Source organism: Vreelandella venusta (assembly GCF_015689495.1).
GTDB classification, from domain to species: domain Bacteria; phylum Pseudomonadota; class Gammaproteobacteria; order Pseudomonadales; family Halomonadaceae; genus Vreelandella; species Vreelandella venusta.
Genome location: NZ_CP065135.1, coordinates 3181535 through 3193824, shown reverse-complemented (window position 1 = coordinate 3193824; position 12290 = coordinate 3181535). Strand labels below are relative to the sequence as shown.

Sequence of the window (12290 nt, the reverse complement as noted above, 5' to 3'; positions counted from 1 at the left end):
ACACCCAGCAAAAACGCCAAGGCACAGCCTTGGCGTTAATTGTATATGACTGCAACGGATTGGCTTCAAATAATTGGTAGTGCGTGGTAAACCTACAGCGCACCCGCAATGATCGCGGCTCAGGGGGAGTGGTCAGCAGGGGAGTGTTAGTATTTGCTAAGCGCTCTAACGGCTAACCACCAAAACTAGAGATCGGTATTTTGAAAAAAGTATTAATGAGTGCCTGCCTTTTAGGAAAAAAGGTTCGCTATGATGGTGGAGCCCTTCCTGTGGCTGACCAGATTATTGAGCAGTGGCATTCTGAAAGACGAATTGTTTCTGTCTGCCCTGAGGTCGAGGCGGGAATGAGTATTCCCAGGCAGCCTGCAGAGATTTTTGAAGGCAATGGTCAGAGCGTAATAAATGGCGAAGCCGATGTGATTGAAAAAGAGGGAGGCAATGTTACTGCCGAGTTTTTGGCAGGCGCTTCCGTTGCTCTAGATTTATGCCTTAAATTTAATATCAACGTCGCGGTACTGGCAGACTTTAGCCCATCATGCGGAAGCTCCGCTATCTATGATGGCAGTTTTACCGGCACAAAAGTGCCTGGTATGGGAGTAACCGCCGCACTGCTCCGCCAGCATGGTATCCGGGTGTTTAATCAGTATGAAATAGCGGAGGCCAATCAAGCGCTTCTCGCTAAACATGATGATTAAAGCACCGAGAGCTAATCAGCGATTTTCCAGAAATATATTTAGCCGCTGGCCCCAGCCGAATTTTTTCAACGGGGGCAAGCGGCTAACGTGGTTGTCATCGTTAAGCTGTAACGTCGTAAGAGGTGCTGGTCGCATCGTTAGGCTAACCTGACTCTTGGTGTTCTACGTTTTACCGGCTTAATAACCAACGGTAAACGCTTGCTGAATATGTGTTGGCGTTTCTGCTTCATCAAGCATCGCCACTGCAAAATCCTCCATTGAAATGCGTGATTCTCCGTTCTTGTCCATAACAAGCGTATCCGAGCCAAGACGAAAGCTGCCTGTCCGTTTTCCAGGGAGGAGCATGGCGGCAGGAGAGACGTAAGTCCACGCTGTGCGAGTTTCGGCAAGGCACCGTTGGTACTGTGCTTGGCAAGCCTTGGCAATTTCTAGTGCTGTTGCCGGTAGAAAATCGGGGGCTGTTAACACTGTTTCCCCGTTGCGTCCGGGGATGAGTAGTCGAGCGGCTCCGCCCACCAATAGCACACGTTGTTCGGCGAGGGCGCTGTTGAGAATCACATCCGTGAGTTTCACCAGCAGCGCTTCCTGACCCTCTGGTGGGCGGACAGCGCTGATCAATAAATCCTGACCTTCGACCGCCTGCGCTAGCTGGTGTGAGTCTGATATATCGGCAACACAGTAGCTTGCTTCAGCAGGTAGCTTATTACGCTGACTTTCAGCTCTTACTACACCTGTGACGTGATGTCCCCGCGCTAACGCCTCACTCATAATGCGTGTTCCAACGTCACCTGCGGCACCGAGTATCGCGATTTTCATGATAGTTATTCCTTGGTTGAGTGGATCTTGATTGAGTAGATATTCAGTTAGTACGAGAAAGCTGTTTGGCTTTGCCAATGTTGAGCAGGAAAATACCTGTGCCAATTAAGACAATGCCTAGGAGTAGGCCCTCGGGAGCGGCTTCTCCTTGGAGGAAGATCGCAACAGGCACCCCCACCACAGCGCCGACGGAACCCAATAAACTCAGAAATACGGGGCCACCGCTTTTCTGGAGCAGAAACAGAAGAAAGAACTGGCCTGCGAACACTAGCGCTTGGAGTGCGATCAGCATGATGGGCAAGTGGTGTTGAGTTGGCACACGCAACGAAAAACCTGGTAGGAAGCCTATTCCTAGCAAGATTACAACGGCGGCAATCAACATGCCGGGGGCCAGAGCGCCGCTCGACACACCTGCCGGCCAGCGTAGGGTTCGGTAAATGTTGCCGATGGCTAAGAGGACTGGGCCAGCCAGGGCAACCAGGATCCACAGGTGATTGGCATCAGGTGACGATAGCTTATTGGCTGCTAAGGTGATGGCACCCAATAGCGCAGACATAACACCAGCCGCTCGCATAAATTGAAATTTTTCTATTTTCAATAACAGCGCACCAATGTAGGTGAGCAGCGGCGGTAGCGTTATGATCAAGGCAACGAACCCAGCCCCCACATGTGGGATAGCGGAGAAAAAGATCAAGTTAGAGCCAGCCACGCCAAGCAGTGCAGATACGGAATAGTATTCAACTGAACGCAAGCTAATAGGTGGTAAATGGCCCCGCAGTGCTGAGACGACCAACAGAATTAATGCCGCCCCAGTGATTGACCAAAACAGAAATGCGAGTGCAGATAGCTGCATCTCCCCGGCAAATTTAGCCAGATTTGTTGACAGGCCGAGTAGAGCGCCGCCTGACAGTAGGTAAATCAATGGTGCGAGCCAGCCCCTCTTTGATGGGTGTGTCGCAATTGTGTTTGATAATGTCATTAGTTATGCTCTCAATTAATGTCTTGATATCAAGATATATGCGGACTTTCTTGACGTCAAGATAAATGAGCTAAGCAATAATCAGGAGCGCACTACTTCTATGGATCGTGTGGATAGAAATCATGTGGATAGAGACCATTTGGATAGTGACCATGTGGATAGCATTCTTAATCAGTGGCGGCAGGAAAGGCCTGACCTTAATGTTGCACCCATGGCCACCCTTGGACGGATTAAGCGGCTGAGCCACTGCTTAAACCGTGAACTGGAAAAGACCTGGACAAAGTACGGGCTTAACGGTGCAAGCTTTGACGTTTTGGCAACCCTTCGCCGAGAAGGTCCCCCGTTTGCGTTATCGCCAGGGGGATTAATGGCTTCCACCATGGTGACCTCTGGCACTATGACTCACCGTATCAATCTGTTGGAAAAAGCTGGCTTGATTGAGCGGGTCAAGAACCCAGAGGATGGGCGCGGTTTTTTGATCTCTCTTTCACAGCGTGGCTTTGAATTGATTGATGAAGCGGTTACCGCTCATGTGGAAGCACAGGCGCAGTTGGTGAGTGCCCTCAGTGAAGAGCAGCTGGCGCAATTAGATGCCCTGCTGAAGCAGTTCTTAGCGGGGTTAGAGCAGTAGTGGTGTGCGTTATAGCCGTGTACACATCAATATTGTCGAGTATCCTAGCTAGGGCAGCACTGCCCAGGCTAAGCGCCCCCATTGAAGCGCTGACATATAAAAGGCGAGCCCAAATCATGTTTCGTGGGTGATTTTTAATGTTAACGGGGTTGAGTGTTTTTCGTGGGCTGAACAAGAGGAAGCCCGGTAAAAACGGGCTTCCCCTCGCATTAGACGCTAGCGCTCATCTTGGCTAACGCTGTTTATTCGAATCCCTCGAGTACCACTTTTCCAATCATACTCTCGGCCTCCAATTTTTCGTGAGCCTTACGCAGGTTAGTCGCATTGATCTTGCCCGCATTGACACCCAACGTACTCTTCAAGATACCCTGATCAACCAGCGCGGCGACTTCATTCAGCAGCTTTTGCTGGGCCACCATGTCTGTGGTCTTATACATGGAACGGGTAAACATGAACTCCCAGTGCAAGGAGAGACTTTTACTCTTTAGTGCACGTACATTCAGTGCTTCAGGATCGTCGATCAAGCCAAACTGACCTTGAGGCTTCAGTGCAGCAACGATCTCGTCAAGATGCTCTTCGGTGTGGTTAAGGCTGACAACATGGTCAACTTCTCCAACCTCTAATTCCTGCAGTTGCTTACTCAGCGATGCTTTATGATTGATAACATGATGCGCACCTAACTGTTCTAACCAGGCCTGACTTTCCGCCCGAGAGGCCGTGGCAATAACGGTCAGACTGGTTAGTTGGCTCGCCAGCTGAACCAGAATGGAGCCAACACCCCCAGCAGCACCGATAACCAGCAATTTCTCACCTGCGTGCTCCCGACCGGGCTTGATGTTCAGTCGGTCGAATAGCATTTCCCAAGCGGTAATGGCTGTCAGCGGCAACGCAGCGGCACTAGCGAAATCGAGAGAGCTGGGCTTGCGACCGACAATACGCTCGTCCACCAGCTGGTATTGAGCATTACTGCCCTGGCGGCTGAGATCCCCAGCATACCAAACAGCATCGCCGGGCTTGAAAGCGCTAACCTTCTCTCCCACAGATATCACAATACCTGCAGCGTCCCAGCCAAGAACCTTCCAGCTACCTTGGTCAGGCGCGACATTGGCGCGAATTTTGGTATCCACCGGGTTAACCGCCACGGCTTTCACTTCAACCAGTACATCGTGCCCGTTGGGTTCCGGTATCGGCAGTTCGATATCGCAGAGTGATGCCTCCTCCTGAATCCGCAGAGCCTGTTGGTAGCCGATTGCTTTCATTGTCTGTGCCATGCTGTACTCCAGTTTTATCTGAAAATTTTAAGTCGTCGAATAAGCGGGGTAGGTCGTATAGCCTTCGGCATCACCGCCGAAAAGGCTGTCACTTTGAAAGCTGGCCAAAGGCAAACAGTGATGTAGGCGCATAGGCAGGTCGGGGTTTGCGATAAACGGACGGCCGAATGCCACCAAGTCAGACAGCCCAGCATCGATCATTTGACTGGCTCGTTCCTTGTCATAGCGTCCAGCCACAATCAGCGTGCCCTGATACACTTGACGAAGCGCTAGTCGGAAATCGCTCGGTATCTCGGGGGCATCATCCCAGTCAGCTTCAACCAGATGGATATACCCGATACCCAGTTCCTGTAGCTGAGTTGCCGCGTGGAGAATGGTGGGGATGACATCCGGGCAGTTCATGCCACGCGCCGTAATAAACGGGGCCAGGCGCACGCCTACTTTTTCAGCACCCACTTCGTTTGCCACTGCTTCGGCAACCTCAATCAGAAAACGTACTCGGTTGTCACGACTGCCACCATAAGCGTCTGAGCGCGTATTCGAGGTGGTGCGTAGAAATTGATCAATCAGGTAGCCATTGGCGGCATGAATCTCAACACCATCAAAACCGGCTTCCATGGCGTTCCGAGCGGCCTGTCGATAGTCCTCTACCACGCCTTGAATCTCTTCGGCTTCCAGTGCGCGTGGCGTTGGGCAGGGCACCATGCCACCCGCACCGTTTTCATCTGCCATCCAGATTTTGGCGTCGGGGTTGATGGCCGAGGGTGCTACAGGCAAAGCCCCTTGATGAAAATCAGGGTGTGACATTCGCCCTACATGCCATAGCTGGAGGTATATAACCCCAGCCTCGGCATGAACCGCATCTGTCACTTTGCGCCAGCCGTCCACCTGCTCAGCACTATGGATACCGGGAGTGAAGCTATACCCCTGTCCTTGCTGGGAAATCTGCGACGCCTCCGTAATGATCAAACCAGCACTGGCGCGTTGCGCGTAATACCGAGCCATAAGTGAATTGGGGGTGTTGCCCGGCTGAGTACTGCGAGCACGTGTCATTGGGGCCATGACGATACGGTTATGCAGAGACTTTCCCGACAGCGAATATGAACTGAATAGCTTCATGAGTGACTCCTTTGATTAACTGGGTAGTGTTGATCGCATGCCATTGCCATCCACTAAGCTGACTCATCTACAGATAAGACAGCGGCATATCGGGATGGGAAAACCGTGCGACTCCACTGCTGTGCATCGCCATCAGTCGGGCCTAAAACTTGGCTAGCGACCGGTAATAGAAACGCCATTGCGAGATAAAGAGAGATATGGCGACTTCTGAACTAGCGGAATGCACTAAAAACACAAGCAGCTTATTTGACCTGGTCGGTTTGAAAAACTAGCCTTGTGAACAAATTCTTTCAAAAAAAATTTGAATATGCGCTCTATCCAGGATCTCAAGATTTTTATCGAAACCGCTCGTCAGGGAAGCCTTTCGGCCGCTGCCAGGCTGCTGGATCTATCACCCGCTGCGACAAGTGCAGCAGTAAAAAGGCTGGAAGCTGAACTCGGCGTGCCGCTGTTTATCCGGTCAACCCGTCACTTGCGCCTGACTCATCAGGGCGAGACCTTTCTTGGTCACTGTCAGCAGGCACTCCAACTACTGGATGATGGCTGCCAAGCTATACAGAAAGGTCAAACCGTTATTCAGGATGTGCTGCAACTATCCATGCCATCCGATATAGGTCGGAACTTACTACTCGGCTGGTTAGATGATTTTCTCGACCTATATCCGCAGATCGACCTGCGTATTCAACTATCCGACCGATTGGTTAATATATATCGCCAACTGGTTGATATCGCTTTACGTTACGGGGAATTGCCTGACTCCAGCTTGATCGCTGTGCCGCTTGTGCCAGACAACCGGCGCGTTCTCTGCGCCTCGCCTGACTATGTTCAACAGTTCGGCACGCCTCTTCGTCCTGAGGATTTAACGAAACATAACTGCCTCTGTTTTATGCTCGGTGAAGACGTGCATGGCCGCTGGCGTTTTTGGAAAAACGCTCAGGAAGTGTCAGTGAAAGTGAGGGGCAGCCGTGTCGCCGATGATGGTGAGGCAGTGCGGCGCTGGGCCCTGGCCGGCAAAGGAATCGCTTACAAGGCTCGTTTGGATGTTATTGAAGATTTGAGTAATGGGCGCCTGGTTCCTCTGTGCGAAGACTGGGAGACTGAACGCACGCCGTTCAATCTGATTTGTGCCGATCGGCGCCAGTTTAGTCCAGCGGTTCAGGCGCTGAGACAGTTTCTTTCGTCACGACTCGAGAAGCTTTCAGCCTGATTTCCTTTGTGTAATATGAGTTGTCATTTTTAATCGATACAGAGGGTTTGATGTCTGGTCAGAGTGGCTGTGAGTTTCAAGAGACGTCGGAACAACGCCCGGTGGTCGCAACCATCGCCGTTCTATTAAAAAATGATAAAGTACTCTTAGTGCGTCGCTCTAACCCACCTGATGCTGGTCGGTGGGGCTTTCCAGGTGGAAAAATTGAGCGAGGCGAAACCATAGAAGAAGCTGCGCTGAGAGAGCTTTACGAGGAAACAAATGTTATCGCCAACGTGCATAGAGTGTTCAATGCTGTTGACGTATTAGACTTCAATAAACGTGGTGAGCTTGAATATCATTTTGTGCTTGTGGCTGTACTCTGTGTATGGGTCTCAGGTGAGCCCTTCGCGGGTGATGATGCACTAGATGCCTGCTTCTTTAATCTGGATGATGTAAATGAAAAAAATCTGGCGCTTAGCTTAGATGTTGAAAAAGTGGCAAGACAAGCTCTGGCTGTATATGAAAATGAGCTAGTTGAGTAAGGTTGGTTTTAACTTCCAATCTCTTCTAAGGAAGATATTTTGGAATCGCCGTTTAGTGCATTGATACCTAAGGAGTAGGGTGGCTTTATGGATAATGAGTATGGATCTCTAGCCTCCTGGGTTTACCATGTGGACAAACCCATTGGCCGAACGTTTGGAGATATTGAGTTTTATTTGTCACGCCTCAAGGACACTAACGGGCCAATTTTAGAGCCTGCGGTTGGTAATGGAAGGTTTCTTATACCACTGCTTGAGGCTGGTCATGTTGTCCATGGCTTTGATGCCTCTCCTCATATGTTGGAGATCTGCAAGAAGGAGCTTTCTAAAAGGAATTTAACCGATAATGTCAGCAAGCAAAATTTTGAAGACTTTGTCTACAAGGAGACGTTTGCTGCTGTAGTAATGCCTGCAGGGTCTATTCAGTTAATTAAGTCGCCTGTTGCATGCTTAGACTTTCTTAAGCGCTTAAAAGCCTGCTTGTCAGAGTCGGGTAAAATTATTGTAGATATAGACTCATTGGCTTTTATGCTTGATTCTGGGCCTGAAGCGCGCATGTGGAATTTAGGCGCGGATATGCTGACCTTAACAGAATCAAGGGTGAGGACCAGCTATTTACATCAGACCACAGCTTCTCAATTGAGGTATGAACACTGGCGTGCAGGAAGTTTAGTCTCTTCAGAGTTGGAGATTTTTTCTCTGCGCTTTTGGGGTATTTTTGAATTCAGAAGTTTGTTGCATGAAGCCGGGTTTAAAAATGTTTCTATTACGTTGGACTATAAGCATCCGTTTTCAATCAGTGATAGCGATGTGGAATCACCTAGCGCAATTACTTTTGAAGCCTCATTATAAATAGCTAAGCGGGCCTGGAAGTGTCTCTCAAGATTGCAGTGTCTCGATAGGTAATGAATGCAACACCGACCAAATAGGGTAGGTGTTGCATGCAGGATTTGTCGACCCAGCTATGAGCGTATAGCAATAATTAAGTGATCTCTACGGCTGTGCCAGCCACTACGATTCCTCCTTGTTCAGGTACTTCGACCTGCAGCAGGCTTAAGCGTCCCATTGCTTCCCCTTGCCTGATAAGAAACTTCCCTGGTGCATCAATCAACTTGGCATCTCGCAGATACCCACCTAGCGCTGCAGCTGCAGCGCCGGTGGCAGGATCTTCCACGACGCCGCCTATTGGGAAAGGATTCCGAGAATGAAACAGGCCGTTATGCTCTCGAAAGACTAGCTGCAGCGTGGTTAACTCTTCTCGTAACATTAAAGCCTTCAGTTTTTCAAAATCGTAATCAAGCTGGTTCAATCGAGACTGTGAGTTGACCGCCAAAATAAGGTGCCACACGCCACCGTAGGCGAGGGCTGGGGGGATCGCTAGATCCAGCTCATCAGATGACCATTGCAGTAGCGCTAACACATCATCGACCAACGCTGTAGGGGCAGGTTTATGAGAGGGGACTACCGAGGTTAGTGCTGCTTGAATCTGACCATCGACCGAGCGAACCTCCACAGGTATTCGGCCAACGGCGGTATCCAGCTGGTAGGTGCCGGTACCACTTAAGCGCCCTAGCATGACGGCGCTAGCAATCGTGGCATGACCACAAAAGTTGATCTCTGTCAGTGGGCTATAGTAACGAATGGTTCTGATGTTTCCGCTAGCTGGGGCGATAAACGCGGTTTCCGAGTAACCCACCTCTGCGGCCATACTCTGCATTGTCTTAGTATCCGGCAACTCATCACCTATCCAAACACCGGCAGGGTTGCCTTTGCTAGGGTCGGTTGAAAACGCGGTTAGGTGGTATAGAGGTTTACTCACGATGTTCTGCTCCGGAAGGAATTATGTTAGAGAGAACATCATTGTGACCTTAAAAAAAATAATGGAAACTGCATTATTGTCATCCATAGGGTTACTAAATTTTAGCCATGAGCGGAGTCCCTTTTCCACCTTTAAACACGCTTCGCGCCTTTGAAGCCGCCGCACGGTTAGGTAGCTTCGCGTCTGCTGCGCAGGAACTGAACTTGACTCCCGCCGCCGTCAGCCACCGTATTAAAGAGCTAGAAGGAAGGCTCGATATATCGCTATTTGTGCGCCTACCACGTGGCGTACTTTTGACGGAGTCTGGTCGTCGCTACTATGGGCGTTTAGCTAATGTCTTCACCCAAATCGAACAGGCAACTAAAGAACTGAGGCAACAAGGGGTGGACGGTCCGCTGACACTATCTGCCCCTCACTCTTTTATTCACTACTGGCTGATTCCACGGCTAGGTAACTTAAAAGCTCTTTATCCTGGGCTGGAGCTAACGTTACGTGGTGAAAGTGAGCTATTGAGTTTCCGCGATAATCAAGCTGATATCGGAATTCGCTTTGGCACAGGAGACTATCCAAACCTTCATGCTGAACACCTGATGGGCGATGCCGTGACGATACTTGCTCCTTCATCATTAATTAGCAGCCTCCAGGATACGCGTCCTGAGAGCCTGTTACGTTCGCAGCTTTTATTGGAAGACAGTAGTGTTCACCCAACAGAGCCCTGGAATACTTGGCAACCTTGGTTGCGTGAAGTAGGCGTTGAGTTACATTCATTGCTACAGAAATTACAGTTCTCTGATAGCGGCTTAACCTTAACCGCCTGCGTTAGTGGGCTTGGTCTTTGTATTGGTCGACACTCCATTGCCAGTCAGCTTCTTTTGGATCGAAAAATCCAAGCGATTATGCCTTGGCGTAGTCATGAGTTTGCTTACTACCTAGTGTCACATCCGGCTGAAATTGACAATCCACGTGTTATGGCATTTAAGCACTGGTTAATTGAAGAAATTAAAAACTTTCAAATACCTTGCGGGAATGGACCTGCTTCCGAGTTAGTGAAACCGTCACGGTGAGTTCTCATATCCAGTGCGGCGCTAGACGCTTTGCTGACCAACTCCCTCCGCTATTGCCTGCATAAACGCGCGGACTCTAGCTACATGCCGTAAGTCTGGGTGAGTAAGTAGCCATAGTGGAGTGGTCAGCGCTTCAATGGGAGCGCTTAGCTTGAGGAGTGCTTCATCGGCATCAGCGAGGTAGCAGGGCAGTACTGCAATTCCCGCCCCGTGGCGGACAGCGGATTGCATACCGAGCATGCTGTCTAGCTTGTAGGCGGCACGTTTATCCATCATCCACTTTTCAAGTGCCGTGTCGCCTAGCTGAACATCCGGGCCTATCCAGGCTTCTTGTTGTAGTGACACTGGGTCTAGCGGCAGTGGGGTGTTTAGAAGGAGAGGGGCGTTTTGCCAAAGCGCCTTTTGTCCATAAATCGCCAGGCTGATATCGCTTAGCTTGCGGCCTACAAGGGTTTCCGGTGGTTGACGGGTAGGGCGAATAGCAATATCGGCCTCACGCCGCGATAAGCTTTGGCGCTGGTTGGAGATGACCACTTCCAACGTGATATCTGGATAGCGCTGGCGAAAACTTGCCAGTAGCGGTGACAATAACCCCGCGAAAAGTGTGTCGGTAGTGGTTATTCGCAAGCTGCCAGAAAGGGTTAAGTCCTGCCCGATTATCCGGCGCTCGGCGCCGTTGACCTCACTCTGTACGCGTCTGGCAGAAGCCGCCAGATCATCTCCCGATAAGGTGGGGATATAACCGGTGCGGCTGCGCTCAAAAAGAGTCACTTTCAGCCGTCGCTCCATTTCGTTTAAGCGTCTGAAAACGGTGGCATGACTGATACGCAGCGCTCGGCTGGCGCCGGATAGCGATCCCGTTTCGGCAATCGCTAGCACAATTTGTAGGTCGTCCCATCTTATTTGCTGTTCATTCATGCAAATCTGTCTCTTATTTTTGGCCAATGTTTTGTCTTATATGAACAGGCTAGTCTGTCATCGAACCAATCAACAGGGGAGATGCAGTATGAATGTATTGATTGTCTTGGCCCATCCTGAACGCCAGTCGTTTAATGGCGGCTTAGTGGATATTGCGCTAAAACAGCTAGTCGATGCTGGGCACTCCATCGAAGTGGATGATCTCTATGCCGAGCGGTTTGATCCAGTGGAGCGTACTGAGCTCTATCCGCAAAAAGCGGTGGATGCGGACTATTTTTATCCTCTTAACGAGCAACGTGCTCACTACGAACAAAACACCTTGGCGCAGGATGTTCAGAGGGAACTGGCCCGGCTGGAGTGGGCAGATGTGGTGATATTCCAATTCCCTTTATGGTGGCACGCTCAGCCCGCCATTCTGAAAGGTTGGTTTGATCGTGTGCTGGTATATGGTGGACGCTATACAAGCCGCATGCGTTACGACCACGGCTACTATCGTGGCAAGCGAGCAATGCTATCGGTAACCACCGGTTCACCAGAAAAGGCGTTTCAACCCTTTGGCCGCGCTGGCAATATGGTTCATTGGCTATGGCCTATTCATTCATCGTTGTACTACGTTGGCTTTGAGGTGTTGGCTCCCCAGGTTAGCTATGGCATCCAGGGAGGCGGCATTCGCTATCAAGAGGAGACCGAGATCACTGGTCACTTGGAGGCATGTAAAGGAGCTTGGGCTTCCCGGGTTGTGAATTTGGATGCCGAGCCACCCATTCCCTTTACGGGCTGGAATGATTGGGACGCGGATGGTGTTTTAAGCCAAACAGCGCCGCTGCGCTGGCGACTTAATTGATCTCGCTATTAACGAGCGTCGCCGTCTGTGGCGATCAATTCACCGCAGCGGATATCGTGCTCAGCAGCTACCTATGTGGGGGATAATGCAGAAAAATATTCCGCCCAAAGAGATATTCAAAGAATACATAGAACGCACCGAAAGCAGGCCTGCCGCTAAACGCGCGAATGAAATAGATGACGCGTTGGCGCAAAAAATGGAGCCTGTTTCATTCTAACGATCTATGTTACTGCCCTGGCCGGTGATGTTGGTGGGCTGGGGCTTTAGCGTATAGGTGACAGTTGATAGCGTGCATTCCAGATCATTTGACTCACCGCTGCTTGAAATCTAACTCTCTATTGCTCTATTCATGAATGCTGTGAAGTTCTGGGGTAGGCTGCACCTATATTTGTATTATCAAAGGCCT

The 12290-nt window shown here is 50.3% G+C and carries 14 protein-coding genes; 8 read left to right on the top strand and 6 right to left on the bottom strand.

The window, feature by feature from the left end; genetic code table 11:
* Positions 1 to 200: 200 nt before the first annotated feature.
* Positions 201 to 695 (top strand): 2-thiouracil desulfurase family protein, encoded by a 495-nt coding sequence (locus tag IR195_RS15020; RefSeq protein ID WP_241006738.1) that lies wholly within the window; start codon positions 201 to 203, stop codon positions 693 to 695.
* A 177-nt stretch (positions 696 to 872) separates the two neighbouring features.
* Here the strand turns inward: IR195_RS15020 and IR195_RS15015 are convergent, their stop codons facing one another.
* Complete coding sequence (locus IR195_RS15015; RefSeq protein WP_146941997.1) at positions 873 to 1511, bottom strand: NAD(P)-dependent oxidoreductase; 639 nt, start codon at positions 1509 to 1511, stop codon at positions 873 to 875.
* A gap of 43 nt (positions 1512 to 1554) precedes the next feature.
* Entirely contained in the window at positions 1555 to 2490 is a 936-nt protein-coding gene (locus IR195_RS15010) for a DMT family transporter (RefSeq protein WP_206047976.1), read from the bottom strand.
* Positions 2491 to 2590: 100 nt separating this feature from the next.
* On the opposite strand from IR195_RS15010, the gene IR195_RS15005 reads away from it, so the two are divergent.
* The gene (locus tag IR195_RS15005) at positions 2591 to 3121 is read left to right on the top strand and encodes a MarR family winged helix-turn-helix transcriptional regulator (RefSeq protein WP_206047975.1); all 531 of its coding nucleotides are present in this window, start codon (positions 2591 to 2593) and stop codon (positions 3119 to 3121) included.
* Positions 3122 to 3363: 242 nt separating this feature from the next.
* Here IR195_RS15005 and IR195_RS15000 read toward each other — a convergent pair whose 3' ends face one another.
* Together IR195_RS15000 and IR195_RS14995 are read right to left on the bottom strand one after the other, a co-directional pair.
* The gene (locus tag IR195_RS15000) at positions 3364 to 4380 is read right to left on the bottom strand and encodes a zinc-binding alcohol dehydrogenase family protein (protein ID WP_206049807.1); all 1017 of its coding nucleotides are present in this window, start codon (positions 4378 to 4380) and stop codon (positions 3364 to 3366) included.
* A 39-nt stretch (positions 4381 to 4419) separates the two neighbouring features.
* Positions 4420 to 5511, bottom strand: coding sequence for an alkene reductase (locus IR195_RS14995; RefSeq protein ID WP_206047974.1), 1092 nt, complete (start codon positions 5509 to 5511; stop codon positions 4420 to 4422).
* Positions 5512 to 5818: 307 nt separating this feature from the next.
* Between IR195_RS14995 and IR195_RS14990 the strand changes: the two genes are divergently transcribed.
* The 3 genes from IR195_RS14990 to IR195_RS14980 all read left to right on the top strand — a co-directional run bounded on the left by IR195_RS14990 (position 5819) and on the right by IR195_RS14980 (position 8091).
* A complete protein-coding gene (locus tag IR195_RS14990; protein ID WP_206047973.1) occupies positions 5819 to 6718 on the top strand; it encodes a LysR family transcriptional regulator in 900 nt (299 codons plus the stop codon).
* A 20-nt stretch (positions 6719 to 6738) separates the two neighbouring features.
* Complete coding sequence (locus tag IR195_RS14985) at positions 6739 to 7242, top strand: NUDIX hydrolase (protein WP_241006737.1); 504 nt, start codon at positions 6739 to 6741, stop codon at positions 7240 to 7242.
* An 87-nt stretch (positions 7243 to 7329) separates the two neighbouring features.
* Positions 7330 to 8091, top strand: coding sequence for a class I SAM-dependent methyltransferase (locus IR195_RS14980; protein ID WP_206047972.1), 762 nt, complete (start codon positions 7330 to 7332; stop codon positions 8089 to 8091).
* Between the two features lie 130 nt (positions 8092 to 8221).
* On the opposite strand, the gene IR195_RS14975 is transcribed toward IR195_RS14980, so the two are convergent.
* A complete protein-coding gene (locus IR195_RS14975) occupies positions 8222 to 9058 on the bottom strand; it encodes a PhzF family phenazine biosynthesis protein (protein ID WP_125750519.1) in 837 nt (278 codons plus the stop codon).
* Between the two features lie 107 nt (positions 9059 to 9165).
* On the opposite strand from IR195_RS14975, the gene IR195_RS14970 reads away from it, so the two are divergent.
* The gene (locus tag IR195_RS14970) at positions 9166 to 10122 is read left to right on the top strand and encodes a LysR substrate-binding domain-containing protein (RefSeq protein ID WP_206047971.1); all 957 of its coding nucleotides are present in this window, start codon (positions 9166 to 9168) and stop codon (positions 10120 to 10122) included.
* A 21-nt stretch (positions 10123 to 10143) separates the two neighbouring features.
* Here the strand turns inward: IR195_RS14970 and IR195_RS14965 are convergent, their stop codons facing one another.
* Entirely contained in the window at positions 10144 to 11040 is an 897-nt protein-coding gene (locus IR195_RS14965) for a LysR family transcriptional regulator (RefSeq protein ID WP_206047970.1), read from the bottom strand.
* A gap of 88 nt (positions 11041 to 11128) precedes the next feature.
* Here IR195_RS14965 and IR195_RS14960 point away from each other — a divergent pair, with 88 nt between their 5' ends.
* Both IR195_RS14960 and IR195_RS20555 read left to right on the top strand, forming a co-directional pair.
* Positions 11129 to 11884, top strand: a complete 756-nt coding sequence (locus IR195_RS14960) for an NAD(P)H-dependent oxidoreductase (RefSeq protein ID WP_206047969.1) — start codon at positions 11129 to 11131, stop codon at positions 11882 to 11884.
* A gap of 85 nt (positions 11885 to 11969) precedes the next feature.
* Complete coding sequence (locus tag IR195_RS20555) at positions 11970 to 12101, top strand: hypothetical protein (protein ID WP_276313928.1); 132 nt, start codon at positions 11970 to 11972, stop codon at positions 12099 to 12101.
* Positions 12102 to 12290 lie beyond the last annotated feature (189 nt).